This is a genomic window from Pseudomonas sp. GL_103, from assembly GCF_057835175.1.
In genome coordinates, this window is sequence record NZ_CM174420.1 from 3,743,553 (window position 1) to 3,762,724 (window position 19,172).

Below are 19,172 nucleotides of genomic sequence, written 5' to 3' on the forward strand. Positions count from 1 at the left end.
GCCGCGGCACCAAAGCGGCCAAGACCCCTGACTTCTGATCTGGAGGTATCCCATGAGCGACAGTAGCGAACTCACCACTTTTACCGGCTGGGCCGCCACCGCAGCGGGCGCGCCACTGGAATGCTACAGCTACGATCCCGGTCCGTTGGGTAGCGATGAGGTGGAAGTCGCCGTGGAATATTGCGGCGTGTGCCACTCCGACCAGTCGCTGATCGACAACGATTGGGGCATCAGCCGCTACCCGTTCATTCCCGGCCACGAGGTGGTCGGCCGTATCGTGCGCCTGGGCGACCAGGTTCGAGGTCTGGAAATGGGGCAACAGGTGGGCATCGGTTGGTACAAGGGCAGTTGCATGCATTGCACCTCGTGCATCGAAGGCTCCCATAACCTGTGCCGCACCGTGCAACCGACCATCATCGGCAGCAACGGCGGCTTTGCCGACCGCATTCGTTCGCACTGGGCCTGGGCCCTGCCGATCCCCGTCGGGCTCGATCCGGCGATGGCCGGGCCGTTGTTCTGTGCCGGTTCGACCGTGTTCAACCCGCTGGTGGAATTCGGCATCAAGCCAACCGACCGGGTCGGCGTGGTGGGCATCGGCGGTCTCGGTCACCTGGCGCTGCGTTTCCTCAACGCCTGGGGCTGCGAAGTCACTGCGTTCACCTCATCGCTGAGCAAGCAGGATGAAGCCAGGCGCCTGGGCGCGCACAAGGTGGTCGCCTCGACCGATACCGATGCGCTCAATGCCATTGCCGGCACCCTGGATTTTCTCCTGGTCACCGCCAACGCCAACCTCGACTGGAGCGCCATGCTCGCCACCCTGCGCGGCAAGGGTCGCCTGCACTTTGTCGGCGTCGTGCCTGATGCCATACCCATGCACGTGTTCGAGTTGATTCCCCAGCAAAAGACCATGTCCGCCTCACCGGTCGGCTCGCCCGCCAACACCGCGACCATGCTGGAGTTCTGCGCACGCCACCAGATTGTGCCGCAGGTCGAGATGTTTCCCATGAGCCGGATCAACGAGGCCATCGATCATTTGCGCAGTGGCAAGGCGCGCTACCGCGTGGTGCTGGACGCCAGTCAGTGACTGGCGATGAGCGAAGAAAAAGGGCCGCTTGTTCAAGCGGCCCGTTTTTTGCCCTCAGGGATTAGCCACTTGCAGCGGCGGCGCTGGCATGTGCGGGTCATTCCAAGTGAACCGATAGGCTTTGCCGGCCTCTTGCGGCAGGCATTTACCGTTGTCGGCATCCGCGCCCACGATCGACCAGTTCGCCCGGGAGTTTTCCCCCAGCTCACGGGCCGCTTCGGGTTTGAAGCATTGGCTCAGTACGTCATCCGGCACCAAAGCGTAGGCCTTGGGGTGTTCGCGCAAGTAAAGCGCGGCCTTTTCGATGGTCGAATTGTCCATGCCGAAATGAACGATCGGCTGCCGGGCGAACAACCAGTGCCCCTCCTCCCAGTTGACCAGCACCAGATCGGCGCCCTGGGTCATGGTCGCAGCCTGGGTCATGAGCACCTGATCGATGTTGGTGCCGTCCTTGAGCGGTTCGATGAAACCACGGGCGAACCACAACGCGAACCAGGTCGCCACCAGTGCCGGGAACACCCGACGCAAACGCGGGCGCTGTTTGAACCAGCGCTTGAGCAGCCAAGGGATCAACGGCGCGCCGACCAGCACCAGCCCGGGCAGTGCCGGGTAGATGTACAACTTGCGCTTGCCCGTGCTGATGCAGAAAAACAGCACCACCAGCAGCACCCAACCGAGCAATACCAACACCCGGCCGTCGCGTTTTTGCAACTGACGGCGCCAGGCCGGCATCAGCCATGGCAGTACCAACACCAGTGGCAGCCAATACTGCGGAATCACCTTGGTGAAGAAATACCAGAACGGTTCGCGGTGATGCCACGCGGCGGCATAGCGGCCCGCGGTCTGGCGCAGGAGAATCTCCCGCGCATAGGCCACTTCGTCGGCGTTGCCATTGAAGATGATGGACAAGGCCAGGGGCAGCAGCCAGATCGCAATCGCCGCGAGCATCAGTGCAAACCCGAGCAACCACTTGCGCGCCTCGCCGGGCATCGCCACCACGCCGGGCCAGCCTTTGCGCACCCCATAGGCGTATGGGATCAGCAACAGCGCCGGCAGGAAACCCACGCCTTTGGTGATCACGCCAATGCCCATGGCCGCACAGCCCGCGTAGAACCAGCGCCACGTAGGTCCCAGCAGCAGGTGCCTCGCCAGGCCGTACAGGCCCAGGGAGGTGAACAGAATCAGCAAGCTGTCGATCTGGCCGGTGCGCAGGATGCTGAAGGTCTGGTACGTCGCCAGGTACAACAGCGCGGCGTTGCGACCGGTACGTTGAGTCCACAGGCGACGGCCCAGGTCATAGACCATCGCCGTGACCGTCACCGCCGAAAACAGCCCCGGGATATAAAGGGCGATGTTGGGCTTGCCGGTCAGCCAGGTGAAGAACGCCACCGTCCACATGAAAATCGGCGGCTTGTCGCCGTAAATCTCGGCGGCCCGGTGCGGGATCAGCCACGAGCCGTTTTGCAGCATCTCCAGTGCGACACCGAGGAAACGCTCCTCATCCACATTCTGCGCCTGACGCAGGCCCAGTCCCGCGCCGATCAGCAACAAGGCAAGCAGCATCAGGCCCAGGCATTCGACCCTGGGCGACAACGATCTACGCATTGCTATTCCTTTGCGCTTCTGCTTTTGGCAATCAATTGCAGGTTGCGAAAATAGACGATGGAGCCAAACGCCTGCCCGACGATGAACACCGGGTCCTGGCGGTAAATGGCGTAGGCGAGCAACAAGGTGCTGCCGACGATGCTCAGGTACCAGAAGTTGGTCGGGATCACGCTGCGTTTCTTGTACTCGCTGTACAACCACTGCAAGACAAACCGCCCGGTAAAAGCAGCCTGCCCGGCAAAGCCCACCAGCAGCCACAGGGTTTCACGGGTCAGCATCATCCTTCGAGCTCCTGAGCGTGGGTGTTCAGGCGCGTGCGTTTGATCAGCCACCAGACACCGATCAGGTCAAGAATGCCGACCAGTGCGCGGTCGAGGTTGCCGTATTTCGACACCCCGGCCGTGCGCGGCCGGTGGTTGACCGGGTGCACGATCATGCGCCCGTTATGGCGCTGGATCAGCGCCGGAATGTAGCGATGCATGTGGTCGAAGTACGGCAGGCGCAGGAACGCCGCGCGCTCGATCAGCTTCAGGCCGCAACCGGTGTCCGGGGTGGCGTCCTTGAGCAGGCGGCGGCGCAGGTTGTTGGCGAACCGCGAGGCGTAGCGTTTGCTCGCGGTGTCGCGACGATTGACCCGGTGCCCGGCCACCAGTTGCACGTCGACCTTGCCCGGTTCGCCGCGCACCAGCGCGAGCATGCCGGGAATGTCCGCCGGGTCGTTCTGGCCGTCGCCATCGAGGGTCGCCAGCCACTGCCCGCGAGCCTCTCGGGCCGCGTGGTACAGCGAGGTGCTCTGCCCCAGCGACCGCTCGTGATGCAGGATGCGCAAGGTGTTCAAGCCGCTTTGGCGAATCTGCCGCAGTTCATGCAGGGTCGCGTCGGTGCTGCCATCGTCGACCACGATGATTTCGTAAGCCTCATCGGCCAGCGCCACGCGGATTTCTTCAAGCAATGGCTTGAGGTTGTTCGCTTCGTTCTTGGCGGGAATCAGTACGGATACAAAAATGTCTTGGCTCATGGGGTCTCTCTCGCCCTGTTGGATTTTTCGAGATCAGAGGCGAACGCTTCAAATCCGGTAGAACTGCCGATACCACTTCACAAATTCTCTTACGCCGGTTTCCAGCATCACCTGCGGGCTGAAGCCCACCCACTCGGACAGTGCCGAGACATCGGCCCAGGTCTTGACCACATCTCCGGCCTGCATCGGCAGATAGTTGCGCCGGGCCTGCAGGTCCAGGGCTGATTCCAGGCACTCGACGAAATCCAGCAACGCCACCGGCATGCCGCGACCGATGTTGAACAGCCGGTTGACCCCGGCGGCAGCGCCTTCCGCCACCGGAGGCCTTGGGCGCAGTCGGGCGATCCCTTCGACAATGTCGTCGACATAGGTGAAGTCGCGGGACATCTGCCCCTGGTTGTAAATGTCGATGGGCAGGCCTTTGAGGATGGCGTCGGTGAACTTGAACAGCGCCATGTCCGGGCGACCCCAGGGGCCGTAGACGGTAAAGAAGCGCAGGCCACTGGCTTTCAGGTCATACAGGTGGCAATAACTCTCGGCCAGCAGTTCATTGGCGCGCTTGCTGGCGGCGTACAGCGAAACGGGATGTTCGACAGGGTCCTCGACACTGAACGGCAGCTTGCTGTTGGCGCCGTACACCGAGCTGCTCGAGGCGTAGATCAGATGCTCGGGGCGATGGTGCCGACAGGCTTCCAGCACATTGAGGAAACCCACCAGGTTCGATTGCCCATAGACATCCGGGTTGTCCAGCGAGTAGCGCACCCCGGCCTGGGCGGCCAGGTGCACCACCTCGGTAAAGGCGTGTTCCTGAAACAGGCTGATCAGGGCCGGTTTGTCGACGATGTCCATTTTCCGGAAGCGAAAACCTGGCAGCGTCTCCAGCACCTTGAGGCGTGCGTGCTTGAGTTCCACATCGTAGTAGTCGTTGAGGTTGTCGATACCGACGACCTCCTGACCCTCGCGGCACAAGCGCTGGACCGTATGAAAGCCGATGAAACCGGCCGCACCGGTGACCAGGACGGTCATGGGAAACGCGCCGGCGACTGCGCTGCGATCGACGCGAGGTTACTGAACCGGACACTCGTCAACTTCATGTGTAGTCCCTGCTTATGGCGTCATTCGCGCACGGTTGCGTTATGAAGCTTATAAAACAGGCACATTTCAGTTTGGATAACGCCTCGCGCTACCTAGGAAAAATAAAATATCTGGCCGAAAACACCGCGGCTATCTGGCCGATCCACCATGGGGTTTGTAAAACCGGAACAAGCCGATATCCACGGTCCAGATGTATTCCCTGGCCCAATCCGGCTTGACGGTACGATCATGGAAATACAGGGCACCCTGGGTGCGATCCGGCAGTTCCTTGTTCAGGGCCTTGCGTGCGATTTCCTTGGCCATCGCGTAAGGCACCTCTTCCTGGACCGAATCGGATTTGCCGTCACACCACCAGGAAAACTGGCAGCTCTTGGTCTCCGAACCCTGCTTGACCACTTTGCACACCGTGTCCGGAAAGCCCTCGTGGCCCAGGCGATTCATGACCACATTGGCCACCGCCTCCATGTCGGCGGTGTCATTGCCCTTGGCCTCCCAGTAAATGGACCGGGCCAGGCAGGTGATCGCATCGTCCAGCGGCGCCGCGCCGGCCGGGTCGACGGCCTGGACTTCGGACGGGGTAATGGCTTCGGCCTTGGGCGCCGGTGCAGGGCTTTTATTCTCAGCGGCTTTCTGTTCCAGCACCTCGGCCTTGTTCTCGGCCGCTTGCTGTTTTTGCGCTTGATCCGCAGCGGACACCGGACCGGCAAGCAACGTCAGGGCGAGGCAAGTGGCGATCCAGTCGAGGCGCATGGTCGGTGTCACTCGGTGAGTGGTTCGATTGAGTCTAGTAGTGAAATGATTTCGCCCACCCCACTACACTCTGGATAAATCCGTTGTCTTAGCTGGGCCTACTTCGCGCATCATGGGCGCAATCTGCTCAAGGGGGATTTTCATGGGTTTCATTTCATCCGCAATGCGCTTGGCCGGTGTGTCACTGGGCCTGGTATTCTCCGCCAACGCCGTGGCGGCCGACGAAGCGCAATTGATCGAATCGATCAACGTCTACCGCAGCCAACTGCAGCGCTGCGCCGGCCAGGTTTCATCGGAGCTTCCGCCGCTGTCGGCCGATCCGCGCCTGGTGCTGACCGCCCCGAGCATCGGTAATCTGCAGCAGGCCATGGCCACTGCCGGTTATCCCATGAAAAATGTGCAGGCCATCAGCCTGTCCGGGCCTCGCGATGCCGCCTCGGCGATGAAAGCGATCCAGGAGAGCTTTTGCCAGATCGTCCTCGACCCGCAATTCGTCGATGTCGGCGTCAGCCGCCAGGACCGTGAATGGCGCATCGTGGTCGCACGGCCGCTGTTGAGCGCACGCTTGGGCGACGCGCAGGCCGAAGGCCAGAAGCTGCTGACCGAACTCAACGCAGCACGCACCCGGCCACGTCAGTGCGGCGCGCAATCCTTCGCCGCCGCGCCACCGCTGGCCTGGAACGCCACACTGGCCAGCGCCGCCGAAGGCAACTCGCGCTCCATGGCCAACAACAACTACTTCGATCACAAGGACCGCGATGGCCGCACCCCGGGCGACCGCGCGGAACTGGCCGGCTACAACTTCCAGCAGATCGGCGAAAACATCGCCGCCGGGCAGGACAGCGTACGCAAGGTGGTCGAAGGCTGGCTGACCAGCCCCGGCCACTGCGCCAACCTGATGAACCCACAGTTCCGCGAACTGGGCGCGGCGTATGCGACCGATCCGAAGAGCGATGCGGGGATTTACTGGACGGCGGTGTTTGGGGCTCAGTAAAGACAAGAGTCTGCGCCCTTTAAGAAAACTTTTGCGGCGAGACTGAAGTCCTTGGCGCACAGTGTGTGTCGTGGGCGGACTGTGCAGCCGATGGTGTACATATCCGTTTCTTTGGTAACGGCCACTAACGGTTCCACTTTTACAGCGGGTCACTTTGAAAAGCGGAGCGCCGCCCGGCGCAAAGTAACCAAACGCTTTTGCCCCTGACGTACGGTGCCTCGCCTAGGCTCGGCATACCCTCGCTCTGGTCCTGCTCCGTGGGCCCGCCGCGATCGGCCATCCATGGCCGTACGCGGCTAACCCGGCATCCATGCCGGGTTGCCCACTGCGCAGAACCTGCGCTCGGCCTTCCGACGGGGCAGATCAAGATCAAAAGCCAGAGCTACTTCGTACCTGTAGGAGCGATGCTTGCTCGCGAAAAACGTCTGAACAACGCGATCATTCAGACAGCACGCGTTCTCGTTGACGTCCATCGCGAGCAAGCTTCGCTCCTACAGGGAAACGAGTTCATTTGCGATCAGGTCGGCTGTAAGGCCGCCTCGCTTTTGCTGTTGCGGTGCACGCTCCCTCGTGAGGCCGAGAGGAGGTTCTGCGTAGTGGGCAACCCGGCATGGATGCCGGGTTAGCCGCCGCCGGCCATGGATGGCCGATGGCGGCGGGCCCACGGAGCAGGACCGGAGTGAGGGAATGCCGAGCCTTGGCGAGGCACCGAACGTCAGGGGCAAGAGCCCTTGGTTACTTGGGGCTCTTCCAAGTGACCCGCCGTAAGGGCGGAACCGTTAGTGGCCGTTACCGCAGGAATGGATATTCACCCAATCCAATCCAATCCATACATACGCCTCAAAGTGAACTGGAACCCTTTAATGACTTGTCATCAGTGGCTACTCATCCCGGCCGCATGCATCAACATCCGCAACGCCCCCGCCACCACACCCAAGGCAACCACGCTGCCCAGCCAGATCACCACCAGCCATCCCAGGCGCTTGTACCAGCGCGCGGGTGCCGTTTGATTCGTATCAATGGTAGCCATCGCCAATCCTCACTTTGCCGCGGAACACGTAGTAGCTCCAGACCGTGTACATCAGGATGATCGGCAGGATGAACAGCGCGCCGATCAGGATGAACAACTGGCTGGTCGGTGGTGACGCCGCTGCCCACAGGCTGATCGACGGCGGCACGATGTTCGGCCAGATGCTGAACGCCAGGCCGATGTAACCGAGAAACACCAGCATCAGGGTGAAGGCGAACGGCCAATGGGTGTGGCGTTGGCGCAGGGTCTTGAGCAAGCCGAACATCGCCAGCAAGGCCAGCACCGCCAGGCCACCGAACACCGCCAGGTGCGCATGGGCAAACCAGCGTGTGGCGATCTCCGGATGCAGGATGGGCGTCCACACGCAGATCACGCCGATCACCGCCAACAGCAGCCAGGCCAGGGGCCGGGTGAACAGGCGCATCCGCGATTCGAGCATGCCTTCGGTCTTGACCAGCAACCAGGTGCTGCCGAGCAGCGCATAAGCGACGATCAGACCGACTCCGCAGAACAGCGGAAACGGTGCCAGCCAGTCCAGCGGACCACCGGCGAACTGGCGGTCGACCACCGGGATGCCGGCGATGTAGGCACCGATCACCACGCCCTGGGAGAAGGTCGCCAGCAGCGAACCGCCGATGAACGCCATGTCCCAGATGTGACGTTTTTCAGGGCTGGCTTTGAAGCGAAACTCGAACGCCACACCGCGAAAGATCAACCCACACAACATCAGGATCAGCGGTAGGTACAACGCTTCCAGAATCACCGAATAGGCCAGCGGGAACGCGCCATATAGCGCCGCGCCGCCCAGCACCAGCCAGGTCTCGTTACCGTCCCAGACCGGTGCCACGGTGTTCATCATTACATCGCGTTCCTTCGCATCCGGGATCAGCGGAAACAGTATGCCCAACCCCAGGTCGAAGCCGTCCATGATCACGTACATCATCACGCCGAAGGCGATGATCACGCCCCAGATCAGCGATAAATCGATACCTTGAATACCCATGACTCAACTCCCTTCCTTCAATTGACGCGGGCGTCGGTTTCGAGGATTTCAGCGTCGGCGGACAGCGGCCGGCGCGGTGTGATGACCTGATCGGAATGCCCGTCGACGGCATGCCCATGATGCGGCTGCGGCCCTTTGCCGACCAGTTTCATCATGTAGCCGATGCCCACCGTGAACACCGAGAAATAGATCACCACGAACAGCGCCAGCGAGATGCTCAACTGCGCGACACTGTGGTTCGACGCGGCATCGGCGGTGCGCTGCAGGCCGTACACCACCCACGGCTGGCGCCCGACTTCGGTGGTGATCCACCCGGCCAGCATGGCGATCAGGCCACTTGGCCCCATCCACAACATCAGGCGCAGGAACCAGCGATTGCGGTAGATGGCACCGCTGCGGCGCAGGGCCAGGCCGAGCACGCCGGCCAGCACCATCAACATGCCGAGCCCGGCCATGACGCGGAAACTCCAGAAAACCACCGTCGCATTGGGCCGGTCCTCTTTCGGGAAGCTCTTGAGCGCCGGGATCTGCTTGTCGAGGCTGTGGGTCAGGATCAGGCTGCCCAGGTACGGAATTTCGATGGCATATCTGGTTTTCTCGGCCCGCATGTCGGGGATGCCGAACAGCACCAGCGGCGTGGCTTCGCTGCCGTTGTTTTCCCAGTGCCCCTCAATGGCGGCGATCTTCGCCGGCTGATGTTCCAGGGTGTTCAAGCCGTGGGCGTCACCGACCACGGCCTGGATCGGGCAGACGATCAAGGCCATCCACAACGCCATCGACAGCATCTTGCGCACTTGCCTGGTGTCGTTGCCGCGCAGCAGATGCCACGCCGCCGACGAGCCGACAAAGAACGCCGTGGCCACGAACGCGGCAATCGCCATGTGCGCCAGGCGGTACGGAAACGACGGGTTGAACACGATGGCCAGCCAGTCCAGCGGCATCACTCGACCGTCGACGATCTCGAAGCCCTGGGGCGTTTGCATCCAGCTGTTGGACGCAAGAATCCAGAAGGTCGAAATCAGCGTGCCGATGGCGACCATGACCGTCGAGAAGAAGTGCAGACCGCGTCCTACCCGGTTCCAGCCGAACAACATGACCCCGAGGAAACCGGCCTCGAGGAAGAACGCCGTGAGCACTTCATAGGTCAGCAAGGGCCCGGTGATGCTGCCGGCGAAATCGGAGAAGCGGCTCCAGTTGGTGCCGAACTCGTAGGCCATGACCAGCCCCGAAACCACGCCCATGCCGAAGTTGACGGCGAAGATCTTCGACCAGAAATGGTAGAGATCGCGGTAGGTGTCGTTGTGGGTCTTCAGCCAAAGCCCTTCGAGCACCGCCAGGAAACTGGCCAGCCCGATGGTGATGGCGGGAAAGATGATGTGGAACGAAACCGTGAACGCGAATTGCATGCGCGCCAGGTCCAGTGCCTCCAGGTTAAACATGTCGATATCCTCATCGCGGCTGAAAAACGGCGGCACACGGCCGGGCCACCGTCAGGCCGGGGGGCCTGCAGCCAACACAAGTCGAAAGGGTTACGTGAGCGGCATCGGGCCGCCCCCGGTGCTAGGCGGCGGAAGTCGAAATCAGGTTGCTGGCCTTCGCCTGCTCCAGCCGGATGGCGATGAACTTGGAAGTCGGGGTGAAAGTGCGGTCACCGTAACTTTCCAGCGGCACCAGCGGGTTGGTCTCGGGGTAGTACGCCGCCGCCTGACCGACCGGAATGTCGTAGGCGATCAGGGTAAAACCGCTGACCCGACGCTCGCGTTCGTCGTCCCACAGCGCCACCAGGTCGACCTTCTGCCCCGGTTCGAAACCCAGCCGGCGAATGTCCTGCTCGTTGGCGAACACCACGTCGCGCATGCCGTACACCCCGCGATAACGGTCATCCAGGCCATACAGCGTGGTGTTGTACTGATCGTGGGAGCGCATGGTCTGCAGAATCAGGTGCGGCTTGACCGCCAGATTGCGCACGCCCTCGCTGATCAGGTGCTCCGGCAACACGCTCGGAGTGAATTGGGCTTTGCCGCTGGCGGTTTTCCAGATGCGCTTGGCCGCATCATTCGGCATATGGAAACCGCCCGGATGCAGCAAGCGCCGGTTGAAATCTTCGAAGCCGGGAATGGTGTCGGCAATCATGTTGCGGATGCGGCCGTAGTCGCCGATGGCCCAGTTCCAGTCGATCGGGTACTTGCCCAGGGTCGCGGCGGCGATGCCGGCAATGATCGCAGGCTCGGAGCGCAAGTGTTTCGACTTCGGTTTCAGTTGACCGTGGGAGATGTGGATCATGCTGAAGGTGTCTTCCACGGTGACGCCTTGCGGTCCTTCGGCCTGGATGTCGATGTCGGTGCGGCCCAGGCACGGCAGGATCAGCGCTTCTCGACCGGTGACCAGATGGCTGCGGTTAAGCTTGGTGGCGATGTGCACGGTGAGGTCGCATTTACGCAACGCAGCGTGGGTGCGCGGCGTGTCGGGGGTGGCCTGGGCGAAGTTGCCGCCCAGGGCGATAAACACTTTCGAACGCCCCTGCTCCATCGCGCCGATCGCCATCACGGTGTTGTGACCATGCTCGCGCGGCGGCTTGAAGGAGAAGCGTTTTTCCAGGGCATCGAGCAAATCCGCAGGCGCCAGCTCGTTGATGCCCATGGTGCGGTCGCCCTGCACGTTACTGTGACCACGCACCGGCGACAGCCCCGCGCCGGGACGGCCGACGTTGCCGCGCAGCAGCATCAGGTTGATGACTTCCTGCAGCGTCGGCACCGAGTGCGTGTGCTGGGTCAGGCCCATCGCCCAGCACATGATCACCCGCTTGGACCGGGCATACATGCGGGCGGCGAGTTCGATGTCAGCCAAAGTCATGCCCGACTGCTGCTCGATGTGCTCCCAACGGGTGGCGTCGACTTCGCCCAGGTAAGCACCCATTCCCGAGGTGTGTTCGGCGATGAATCCGTGGTCGAAAACCGGCTCGCCGCCACTGACCTGAGCTTCGCGCTCCCACTGCAGCAGGAACTTGACCATGCCGCGCATGACCGCCATGTCGCCACCCAGTGCCGGGCGGAAGTACGCGGTGTTGGTGGGCTCGGAGCCGTTCAGCAGCATTTCGATCGGGTGCTGTGGATGCTGGAAGCGCTCCAGACCACGCTCCTTGAGCGGGTTGATGCAGATCACCTGTGCGCCGCGCTTGACCGCTTCGCGCAACGGCTCGAGCATCCGCGGGTGGTTGGTGCCGGGGTTCTGGCCGATGACGAAGATCGCGTCGGCATGCTCCAGGTCGTCAAACACCACGGTGCCTTTGCCCACGCCGAGGCTTTCGATCATGCTCACCGCGCTGGCTTCGTGGCACATGTTCGAGCAGTCCGGGAAGTTGTTGGTGCCGTAGGCCCGGACGAACAACTGATAGAGAAAGGCGGCCTCGTTGCTGGCCCGGCCCGAGGTGTAGAACTCGGCCTCATCCGGCGATTCCAGCGCATTGAGGTGCCGGGCGATCGTCGCAAACGCTTCGTCCCAGGTGGTTTCCACGTAGCGGTCGGTGGCCGCGTCATAACGCATCGGGTGGGTCAGGCGGCCCTGATACTCCAGCCAGTAATCGCTCTGCTCGGCCAGCGCCGAGACGCTGTATTTGTTGAAGAAGGCCGGGTCGACCAAACGGCCCGTGGCTTCCCAGTTAACCGCCTTGGCGCCGTTCTCGCAGAACTTGACCATGCCGTTTTCCGGCGACTCGCCCCAGGCGCAACCGGGGCAATCGAACCCGCCGTTCTGGTTGGTCTTGAGCATGGCGCGAATGTTCTTCAGCGCGTTTTCACTGCCCAGCCAGTTTTTGGTAACAGCGATCAGCGCGCCCCAACCAGCGGCGGCACCTTTATAGGGTTTGTATCGGTCGACTTGAGACATGGTACTTCTCCGTGACAATGCACACAGGCTTCGACCTGATTCAGGTCATTGTTCGATTTGCGGAGAAAGCATATGAATGGCGTTTAATTATTGTCTAATCGCTATTTATGACCACATTATCGAAACGCTCTATCATGACTTTTTATCCTTTATTTTCAATGGCTTGAAATCAATTAAAGCTCTTTAAACCACGAAATAAAGCTCATCATAGATCCGTTCGATCACCTGGTCATCAATAGTGATTGGACGCCCGTTGAAGTTGCTCTTAGCCTGCGCTCAACAAGTCCGTCAGTGACGGAAACTTCATACAAAAAAGCGCCAAGCGAGGGTGTCATGTCAGAACGAGTCTTGATCGATGGCTTCTCCCGGCGCGTGGACTATCTGCGAATGTCGGTCACCGACCGCTGCGATTTCCGTTGCGTGTATTGCATGGCCGAGGACATGCAGTTTCTGCCACGCCAGCGGGTGCTGACCCTGGAAGAGATCTATCAACTGGCACAAAGCTTCGTCGCACTGGGCACCCGCAAGATCCGCCTGACCGGGGGCGAGCCGCTGATCCGCCCAGGCGTGGTGCAGTTGTGCGAGAAGATCGCGGCCCTGCCCGGCCTGCGTGAACTGTGCATGACCACCAACGGTTCGCAGCTGGCCAGACTGGCCGAGCCGTTGTTCGAAGCCGGGGTCAAGCGCCTCAACATCAGCCTCGACTGCCTGGACCCGCAACGTTTTCGCGAACTGACCCGCACCGGTGACCTGGCGCAGGTGATCAAGGGCATCGACGCTGCCAACCAGGCCGGATTTCGCAACACCAAGCTCAATTGCGTGGTGATGAAAGGCCGCAACGACCATGAGATCAATGATCTGGTGAGCTTCGCCATCGACCGTAACCTCGACATCTCCTTCATCGAGGAAATGCCGCTGGGCACCATCCACGAGCACAGCCGCGCCGAATCGTTTTTCGCAAGCAGCCAGGTCCGCGAACGCATCGCCGAACGCTACACTTTGATTGATTCCGCCGAGTCGACCCAGGGTCCGTCGCGCTACTGGCGCCTGGCCGAGGCGCCGCAGATTCGCCTGGGGTTCATCTCGCCCCACAGCCACAACTTTTGCGGCACCTGCAATCGGGTGCGGCTGACCGTGGAAGGACGTCTGCTGCTGTGCCTGGGCAATGAGCACTCGGTGGATCTCAAGGCTGTCCTGCGCAGCCACCCCGGACAGCCCGAACGCCTGGAAAAAGCCATTATCGAGGCGATGAAACTCAAGCCTTATCGACACAACTTCGAAGTGAACGACGATGTTCAGGTTGTTCGCTTCATGAACATGACGGGCGGCTGAAACCCATGATCGTAAGACCCAAACCCAACCTGATCGGCGTGCTGACGTCCCTCAAGGGTTCGATTGCCAAACGCATCGCCTGGCGCAGCCTGATGGTGACGCTGCTCGCCTCGGCCATCGTGCTCATCGAAACCTTGCACCCCAGCTACTTTTCCAAAGTCAGCGCCACGCCCTTCACGCTGCTGGGTTTGTCGCTGTCGATCTTCATGAGCTTTCGCAACAACGCCTGCTACGACCGCTGGTATGAAGCGCGCAAGGCCTGGGGCGATGTGATCGTGGAGATCCGCTCGATGATTCGCGAAACCCTGGTGATCAAGGACACGGCTGAACGACACACGATCCTCAGCAACCTTTGCGGCTTCGCCCATGCCCTCAACGCGCGGCTGCGCCAGGAAAACGAAATGGCCGCCAGTGGCGACTGGCTGCACCCGATGCCCAAGGGCAACACCACGGACATCAGCGGGCAGATCCTGATGCAGGTCGGTCAACAGTGCTCGACACTCAACGAGTCCGGGGCGATCAACGACTGGCGCTACACGCTCATGGCCAACCATCTGACCAGCCTGACCCATGCCCAGGCCGTCTGTGAACGGATCAAGAACACCCCGCTACCCTTCCCCTACACCCTGCTGCTGCACCGCACCATCTACCTGTTCTGCATCCTCCTGCCGTTTGCCATGGCCGAACCCCTGGGCTGGCTGACACCGATTTTCACGGCGATTGTCAGCTACACCTTTTTCGGCCTGGATGCGATTGCCGATGAGCTGGAAGACCCCTTCGGCCGCGACGAAAACGACCTGCCCACCGACGCCATCGTGCGCAACATCGAGCGCGATGTGCTGGCTGCCCTGGGCGTGACGGAGTTGCCGCCACAGCTGGAGCCGGTGGATTTTGTGTTGAACTGAGACTCAATAAACGCACAAAACCTGTGGGAGCGGGCTTGCTCGCGAAGGCGTCAGGTCAGTCGACATCTTTATTGGATGTGCCGGCCCCTTCGCGGGCAAGCCCGCTCCCACAGGTATTGTGGCCAGCCGCAGAATTCGCATTCGCTGTAGATCAAAACTGTGGGAGCGAGCTTGCTCGCGATAGCGGTGGGTCTGCCAACATCTCTGTTGAATGTGCCGGCCTCTTCGCGGGCAAGCCCGCTCCCACAAGGATTGTGGCCAGCCGCAGATTTCGCATTCATTGAAGATCAAAACTGTGGGAGCGAGCTTGCTCGCGATATCGGCGGGTCAGGCAATATCTGTGTTGGATGTGCCGGCTTTTCGCGAGCAGGCTCGCTCCTACAGGGGCGGCGTCAGAACAGTTCGCTAAAGGGGATGAACCGCGCCGTATCACCCACTTCCAGGGTGCAGCCTTCCGGCACTTCCACCAGCCCATCGGCCCAGGATGCCCCCAACAAAACGCCTGAGCTCTGGTTCGGATAGAGCACCGCGCGTCCGGCTTCGAGTTTCGCCCGCAGGTACTCGCGGCGGCTTCCGGGTTTGGGCCAGGCAAAGCCGACACTCACCGGAAAGCTCATGGGCTCGACGTCTTCGACGCCCTGAATCCGCAACAGATAAGCCCGGGCCAACAGGCCGAAAGTCACCAACGCCGATGTCGGATTGCCCGGCAGGCCAATCACCGGCACGCGGCCGAAGTGGCCCACGGTCAATGGCTTTCCGGGTTTGATCGAGAGTTTCCACAGCAACGGCTTGCCGCACTCGCGCAGTACCTGGCCGAGGCAGTCGGCCTCGCCGGCGGACACCCCGCCCGTGCTGAGCATCAGGTCTGCCGTGTGTTGCAGCTGTTCGAGCTTGAGCCGCGTCTGGTGTGGCTCGTCGGGGAGAATCCCGGCATCGATGACCTCGCAACCCAACGCATTCAACCAATGGCTCAACAAGGTGCGATTGCTGTTGTAGATGCTGCCGGGCTGGAGTGGCGTGCCCGGTTCGACCAGTTCATCGCCGGTGGACAGCAACGCCACCCGTGGTCGCCGCACGACCTGCACATGGGTGCAGCCCTGCGCCGCCGCGACCGCCAGTTCGAACGGGCCGAGGCGCTTGCCGGCGCGCAGCAGCACATCGCCGGCGCGGTTCTCCTGGCCTTGCGGGCGAATGTTGCTGCCGGCGCTCAGGGGCTGCTTGAAGCGGATCCGTCCGTTATCCAGTACCTCGGTGTTCTCCTGCATCTCCACGCAGTTGGCACCCGGCGGAACCGGGGCGCCGGTGAAGATACGCGCGCAGGTTCCCGGTGCCAGGGCTTCTGGGGCGTGACCGGCAAATACCTGCTGCGACACGGCCAGTGGTTCCCCGCCCCAACCGTCGACATTCAAGGCATAGCCGTCCATGGCGCTGTTCGGCCACGGCGGCAGATCGAGGCTCGCTACCAGGTCACTGGCCAGCACCCGCTGCCTGGCGGCACTCAGCGACACCGCTTCACTGTCTTCAATCCACTGCGCCTCGGCCATTGTCAGTAGCCGGTCGATGGCTTGCTCCACCGACATCAGCGGTGAAGTACTCATCCCCGCGTCCCGCAGGCTTGCACTGGCTTGAGGTGCGGTACGAAATTGCACGGCCGGTGGCGCGCGTCGAGTTGCTCGGCGAGGATGCCTTCCCAGGCGGTGCGGCAGGCGCCCGTTGAGCCCGGCAGGCAGCAGACCAGCGTGCCATTGGCCAGCCCGGCCAGTGCCCGGCTCTGCACCGTCGAGGTGCCGATGTCGAGGATCGAGATCGCCCGGAACAGCTCACCGAAGCCATCGATCTGCTTATCCAGCAAGCAGGCCACAGCCTCGGGTGTGCTGTCGCGACCGGTGAACCCGGTGCCGCCCGTGATCAGCACCACCTGGATGCCATCGTCGGCAATCCAGTTCGCCACCTGCGCGCGGATCTTGTACAGGTCGTCCTTGAGCAGGTTGCGCTCGCTGAGGGTGTGGCCGGCTTCCAGCAAGCGACTGACGAGTAATTGGCCGGAGGTGTCATTGGCATATTCACGGGTATCGCTAACGGTCAGCACGGCAATATTCAGGGGTATAAACAATGCATCCGGTTTGACGCTCATGGAGTTCTCCGGCAGATATAAGTTAAATGACTTCCGGAGACTAATTCGATAAATCAAGCCGTGTCTAATCACTCTAATCAACCAGACTATCGAGCCGATCTATCAATATAAAAAGAGCAGAAACAACATCAACGATAGAGCCCGTCGATAACCCCTTAGATAGTAGTGATTGGACGTACACCAAAGACAATGAGATCGTCCGCACCTCACGATTTCTGCCTCGCCTTGTGTCTTGCACACCTGAGTCAATACTTACCCCTTCAATCCCCCGCCAGCAGGTGCCGTCATGGACATCAAACAACTCAAGTTCCTGATCGCCCTGGAGCAGACCCGCCACTTCGGCCAGGCGGCCGCGCGCTGCCACATCACCCAGCCCACGCTGTCGATGCGCCTGCGCAACCTGGAGGATGAACTGGACCTGGTGCTGGTCACCCGGGGCCAGCGCTTCGAGGGTTTTACCGAGGCCGGCGAACGCGTACTGGCGTGGGCCAGGACCCTGCTGGCCGCCCACGACGGGCTCTTCGCCGAGGCCGCCGCGTGCCGGGGTCAACTCGTCGGCAACCTGCGCCTGGGGCTGGTGCCCCTCAGCAGCTTCAACCCGGTCACCTACATCCAGGGCCTGTCCCGCAGCTTTCCCGAGCTCAAGTACAGCCTGTCGTCCTTGAGTTCCGACCAGATCATCGAGGGCCTTGGCAACAATCAGCTGGACCTGGGCGTGTGCTACCTCGATCACGTCAACCCGAGCTATTTCGAGTTTTTCGAGATCGGCGAGACCCGCGTCGGCCTGCTGTACGACAACCGCCACTTCCATTTCGACGGCACGCAGATGAGCTGGGAGGACGCCGCCGAACTGCCGCTGGGGATGCTCAGCAACGGCATGCACTACCGCAAATCCATCGACCTGAGCTTTCGCAGCCGCGGGCTGGACCCGCAGCCGATCCTCGAAAGCGATTCGACCTACCAGTTGCTGCAGGCGATTCACGAAGGTTTCTGCTGCGCGATCATGCCGCTGGACAGTGGCCTGGAAGAGCCCATCGAACACCTGTCGTTCATCGAATTGCCGGATGCCAGCGTGCTCGCGCCCCTGGGCCTGGTGATGCGCAAGACCGAACCGCGCTCGGCGATTGCCGAGAAGTGTTTCGCCGAAGCACGAACGTTATTCAGCCGGACCCACTGATCAAGTTTCGGTTTTATATAAACCTGAACCGAACATGTTTGCCCGGCTTGATAGACATCACCAATCGGCACATCGGAACAAGCGATTGGACGCTCTGAAAAGTTACCCGTAGCCTGAACTTAATTCAGCGCTTCGAGGTTCTTTTCATGTTGTGCCAAGTTGAACAAGCCAATGTTCGAAGAGACACTAACGCCCCTGCGCCAAAACCGCTGAGTGTGAACTTTCGCTCGTACGACAATGCCGCGTCAGTTTGTCAGGCGACGCCCACCGCCCTGACCGTGCAATGGGCAATCAAACATCGCCTCAACCTGATTCACGTCCCCCACCGCAACGCACCACGCATTTACAGCCCGGCATGATGCCTTCACCTGATCACCGCGCTGGCAAGCGCAGGAACCTCCCATGACAAACATTGCAGATGCATCGCCCGATGGCCTGACCCACCTCGACAGCCAGGGTCGCGCCAACATGGTCGATGTCAGCGAGAAAGCCCCGACGCAGCGTGAAGCCCAGGCCCAGGCCTGGGTGCGCATGCGCCCGGAAACCCTGAAGCTGATTCAAAGCGACGGCCACCCCAAAGGCGATGTATTTGCCGTGGCGCGAATCGCCGGAATCATGGCGGCAAAGAAAACCCATGAGCTGATCCCGCTGTGCCACACCCTGCTGCTCAGTTCGATCCACGTCGAACTCAAGGCCTGCACACCGGACAGCGTGAAAATCCTCGGCACCTGCCGCGTCGAGGGCCAGACCGGGGTCGAGCTCGAAGCCCTCACCGCCGTCAGCGTGGCGGCGTTGACCCTCTACGACATGTGCAAGGCGGTGGACCGCGGCATGGTCATCGACGACATCCGCCTGCTGAGTAAACAAGGTGGCCGCTCCGGTCATTTCAAGTTCGAGGACGCGCAATGATCCTGATCAACTACTTCGCCCGTTACCGCGAGCAGCTCAACCTGGGCGGCGAAAAACTGCCCCTGACCGACAACCTCAAGACCATCGAGGACGTGCGCCGACTGCTGATGGCTCGCGGTGAGCTGTGGGGCACTGTGCTCGGTGAAAACAACCTGATGTGTGCGCTGAACCAGGAGCTGTGCCATCCGGACCGGGTGATCGAGGACTATGACGAGATCGCCTTTTTTCCACCGGTCACCGGAGGGTGAGGC

The 19,172-nt window shown here is 61.4% G+C and carries 18 protein-coding genes and 1 pseudogene; 8 read left to right on the forward strand and 11 right to left on the reverse strand.

Features of this window, described 5'->3' with window-relative positions; all coding sequences use genetic code 11:
* Nucleotides 1-52: 52 nt before the first annotated feature.
* Nucleotides 53-1,084 (forward strand): NADPH-dependent aldehyde reductase Ahr, encoded by a 1,032-nt coding sequence (ahr, locus tag AC3IP0_RS16785; RefSeq protein WP_489325384.1) that lies wholly within the window; start codon nt 53-55, stop codon nt 1,082-1,084.
* Between the two features lie 54 nt (nt 1,085-1,138).
* On the opposite strand, the gene AC3IP0_RS16790 is transcribed toward ahr, so the two are convergent.
* The 5 genes from AC3IP0_RS16790 to AC3IP0_RS16810 form a co-directional block, all read right to left on the reverse strand.
* The gene (locus tag AC3IP0_RS16790) at nt 1,139-2,689 is read right to left on the reverse strand and encodes an ArnT family glycosyltransferase (protein ID WP_489325385.1); all 1,551 of its coding nucleotides are present in this window, start codon (nt 2,687-2,689) and stop codon (nt 1,139-1,141) included.
* A gap of 2 nt (nt 2,690-2,691) precedes the next feature.
* On the reverse strand, nt 2,692-2,970 hold the full coding sequence (locus AC3IP0_RS16795; RefSeq protein ID WP_489325387.1) for a lipid-A-disaccharide synthase N-terminal domain-containing protein: 279 nt from the start codon (nt 2,968-2,970) through the stop codon (nt 2,692-2,694).
* Nucleotides 2,967-3,707, reverse strand: coding sequence for a glycosyltransferase family 2 protein (locus tag AC3IP0_RS16800; protein ID WP_489325388.1), 741 nt, complete (start codon nt 3,705-3,707; stop codon nt 2,967-2,969). Before AC3IP0_RS16800 ends, AC3IP0_RS16795 begins: the two co-directional genes overlap by 4 nt.
* 48 nt (nt 3,708-3,755) lie before the next feature.
* Nucleotides 3,756-4,733 carry an NAD-dependent epimerase gene (locus AC3IP0_RS16805; protein ID WP_489325390.1) on the reverse strand — a complete coding sequence of 326 codons (978 nt, stop codon included), beginning with the start codon at nt 4,731-4,733 and terminating at the stop codon, nt 3,756-3,758.
* Nucleotides 4,734-4,931: 198 nt separating this feature from the next.
* Entirely contained in the window at nt 4,932-5,552 is a 621-nt protein-coding gene (locus AC3IP0_RS16810; protein ID WP_489325392.1) for a cell wall hydrolase, read from the reverse strand.
* A gap of 142 nt (nt 5,553-5,694) precedes the next feature.
* Between AC3IP0_RS16810 and AC3IP0_RS16815 the strand changes: the two genes are divergently transcribed.
* The gene (locus AC3IP0_RS16815; RefSeq protein WP_489325394.1) at nt 5,695-6,546 is read left to right on the forward strand and encodes a CAP domain-containing protein; all 852 of its coding nucleotides are present in this window, start codon (nt 5,695-5,697) and stop codon (nt 6,544-6,546) included.
* Nucleotides 6,547-7,420: 874 nt separating this feature from the next.
* Here AC3IP0_RS16815 and AC3IP0_RS16820 read toward each other — a convergent pair.
* The 4 genes from AC3IP0_RS16820 to AC3IP0_RS16835 all read right to left on the reverse strand — a co-directional run bounded on the left by AC3IP0_RS16820 (nt 7,421) and on the right by AC3IP0_RS16835 (nt 12,464).
* Nucleotides 7,421-7,576 carry a DUF2474 domain-containing protein gene (locus AC3IP0_RS16820; protein WP_082563029.1) on the reverse strand — a complete coding sequence of 52 codons (156 nt, stop codon included), beginning with the start codon at nt 7,574-7,576 and terminating at the stop codon, nt 7,421-7,423.
* Nucleotides 7,563-8,579, reverse strand: coding sequence for a cytochrome d ubiquinol oxidase subunit II (cydB, locus tag AC3IP0_RS16825; RefSeq protein ID WP_489325396.1), 1,017 nt, complete (start codon nt 8,577-8,579; stop codon nt 7,563-7,565). The genes AC3IP0_RS16820 and cydB overlap by 14 nt, the downstream gene beginning before the upstream one ends.
* 17 nt (nt 8,580-8,596) lie before the next feature.
* The gene (locus AC3IP0_RS16830) at nt 8,597-10,018 is read right to left on the reverse strand and encodes a cytochrome ubiquinol oxidase subunit I (protein ID WP_489325398.1); all 1,422 of its coding nucleotides are present in this window, start codon (nt 10,016-10,018) and stop codon (nt 8,597-8,599) included.
* Between the two features lie 121 nt (nt 10,019-10,139).
* Nucleotides 10,140-12,464, reverse strand: coding sequence for an FdhF/YdeP family oxidoreductase (locus tag AC3IP0_RS16835; RefSeq protein ID WP_489316235.1), 2,325 nt, complete (start codon nt 12,462-12,464; stop codon nt 10,140-10,142).
* Nucleotides 12,465-12,797: 333 nt separating this feature from the next.
* On the opposite strand from AC3IP0_RS16835, the gene moaA reads away from it, so the two are divergent.
* Nucleotides 12,798-13,796 carry a GTP 3',8-cyclase MoaA gene (gene moaA / locus AC3IP0_RS16840; RefSeq protein WP_489316236.1) on the forward strand — a complete coding sequence of 333 codons (999 nt, stop codon included), beginning with the start codon at nt 12,798-12,800 and terminating at the stop codon, nt 13,794-13,796.
* A 5-nt stretch (nt 13,797-13,801) separates the two neighbouring features.
* Nucleotides 13,802-14,701 (forward strand): bestrophin family protein, encoded by a 900-nt coding sequence (locus AC3IP0_RS16845; RefSeq protein WP_489316237.1) that lies wholly within the window; start codon nt 13,802-13,804, stop codon nt 14,699-14,701.
* A gap of 392 nt (nt 14,702-15,093) precedes the next feature.
* On the opposite strand, the gene AC3IP0_RS16850 is transcribed toward AC3IP0_RS16845, so the two are convergent.
* The gene (locus AC3IP0_RS16850; RefSeq protein ID WP_489325400.1) at nt 15,094-16,299 is read right to left on the reverse strand and encodes a molybdopterin molybdotransferase MoeA; all 1,206 of its coding nucleotides are present in this window, start codon (nt 16,297-16,299) and stop codon (nt 15,094-15,096) included.
* A complete protein-coding gene (gene moaB, locus AC3IP0_RS16855) occupies nt 16,296-16,835 on the reverse strand; it encodes a molybdenum cofactor biosynthesis protein B (protein ID WP_007976036.1) in 540 nt (179 codons plus the stop codon). Before moaB ends, AC3IP0_RS16850 begins: the two co-directional genes overlap by 4 nt.
* 286 nt (nt 16,836-17,121) lie before the next feature.
* Between moaB and AC3IP0_RS16860 the strand changes: the two genes are divergently transcribed.
* The 4 genes and pseudogenes from AC3IP0_RS16860 to moaD all read left to right on the forward strand — a co-directional run bounded on the left by AC3IP0_RS16860 (nt 17,122) and on the right by moaD (nt 19,169).
* On the forward strand, nt 17,122-18,012 hold the full coding sequence (locus AC3IP0_RS16860; protein ID WP_223446489.1) for a LysR family transcriptional regulator: 891 nt from the start codon (nt 17,122-17,124) through the stop codon (nt 18,010-18,012).
* Between the two features lie 248 nt (nt 18,013-18,260).
* Nucleotides 18,261-18,371, forward strand: a pseudogene (locus AC3IP0_RS16865) (formate dehydrogenase accessory sulfurtransferase FdhD); the annotation flags it as partial.
* A gap of 43 nt (nt 18,372-18,414) precedes the next feature.
* The gene (moaC, locus tag AC3IP0_RS16870) at nt 18,415-18,921 is read left to right on the forward strand and encodes a cyclic pyranopterin monophosphate synthase MoaC (protein ID WP_489325401.1); all 507 of its coding nucleotides are present in this window, start codon (nt 18,415-18,417) and stop codon (nt 18,919-18,921) included.
* Nucleotides 18,918-19,169 carry a molybdopterin converting factor subunit 1 gene (moaD, locus tag AC3IP0_RS16875; protein WP_489316241.1) on the forward strand — a complete coding sequence of 84 codons (252 nt, stop codon included), beginning with the start codon at nt 18,918-18,920 and terminating at the stop codon, nt 19,167-19,169. The genes moaC and moaD overlap by 4 nt, the downstream gene beginning before the upstream one ends.
* Nucleotides 19,170-19,172 lie beyond the last annotated feature (3 nt).

Excerpts from the sequence above, each read along its gene's own strand:
- cydB (WP_489325396.1), bottom strand. The coding sequence starts at position 8,579 with ATGGGTATTCAAGGTATCGATTTATCGCTGATCTGGGGCGTGATCATC.
- AC3IP0_RS16800 (WP_489325388.1), bottom strand. The coding sequence starts at position 3,707 with ATGAGCCAAGACATTTTTGTATCCGTACTGATTCCCGCCAAGAACGAA.
- moaB (WP_007976036.1), bottom strand. The coding sequence starts at position 16,835 with ATGAGCGTCAAACCGGATGCATTGTTTATACCCCTGAATATTGCCGTG.
- AC3IP0_RS16805 (WP_489325390.1), bottom strand. The coding sequence starts at position 4,733 with ATGACCGTCCTGGTCACCGGTGCGGCCGGTTTCATCGGCTTTCATACG.
- AC3IP0_RS16860 (WP_223446489.1), top strand. The coding sequence starts at position 17,122 with ATGGACATCAAACAACTCAAGTTCCTGATCGCCCTGGAGCAGACCCGC.
- AC3IP0_RS16810 (WP_489325392.1), bottom strand. The coding sequence starts at position 5,552 with ATGCGCCTCGACTGGATCGCCACTTGCCTCGCCCTGACGTTGCTTGCC.
- AC3IP0_RS16850 (WP_489325400.1), bottom strand. The coding sequence starts at position 16,299 with ATGAGTACTTCACCGCTGATGTCGGTGGAGCAAGCCATCGACCGGCTA.
- ahr (WP_489325384.1), top strand. The coding sequence starts at position 53 with ATGAGCGACAGTAGCGAACTCACCACTTTTACCGGCTGGGCCGCCACC.
- AC3IP0_RS16820 (WP_082563029.1), bottom strand. The coding sequence starts at position 7,576 with ATGGCTACCATTGATACGAATCAAACGGCACCCGCGCGCTGGTACAAG.
- AC3IP0_RS16815 (WP_489325394.1), top strand. The coding sequence starts at position 5,695 with ATGGGTTTCATTTCATCCGCAATGCGCTTGGCCGGTGTGTCACTGGGC.
- moaC (WP_489325401.1), top strand. The coding sequence starts at position 18,415 with ATGACAAACATTGCAGATGCATCGCCCGATGGCCTGACCCACCTCGAC.
- AC3IP0_RS16835 (WP_489316235.1), bottom strand. The coding sequence starts at position 12,464 with ATGTCTCAAGTCGACCGATACAAACCCTATAAAGGTGCCGCCGCTGGT.
- moaD (WP_489316241.1), top strand. The coding sequence starts at position 18,918 with ATGATCCTGATCAACTACTTCGCCCGTTACCGCGAGCAGCTCAACCTG.
- AC3IP0_RS16790 (WP_489325385.1), bottom strand. The coding sequence starts at position 2,689 with ATGCGTAGATCGTTGTCGCCCAGGGTCGAATGCCTGGGCCTGATGCTG.
- AC3IP0_RS16795 (WP_489325387.1), bottom strand. The coding sequence starts at position 2,970 with ATGATGCTGACCCGTGAAACCCTGTGGCTGCTGGTGGGCTTTGCCGGG.
- AC3IP0_RS16830 (WP_489325398.1), bottom strand. The coding sequence starts at position 10,018 with ATGTTTAACCTGGAGGCACTGGACCTGGCGCGCATGCAATTCGCGTTC.
- moaA (WP_489316236.1), top strand. The coding sequence starts at position 12,798 with ATGTCAGAACGAGTCTTGATCGATGGCTTCTCCCGGCGCGTGGACTAT.
- AC3IP0_RS16845 (WP_489316237.1), top strand. The coding sequence starts at position 13,802 with ATGATCGTAAGACCCAAACCCAACCTGATCGGCGTGCTGACGTCCCTC.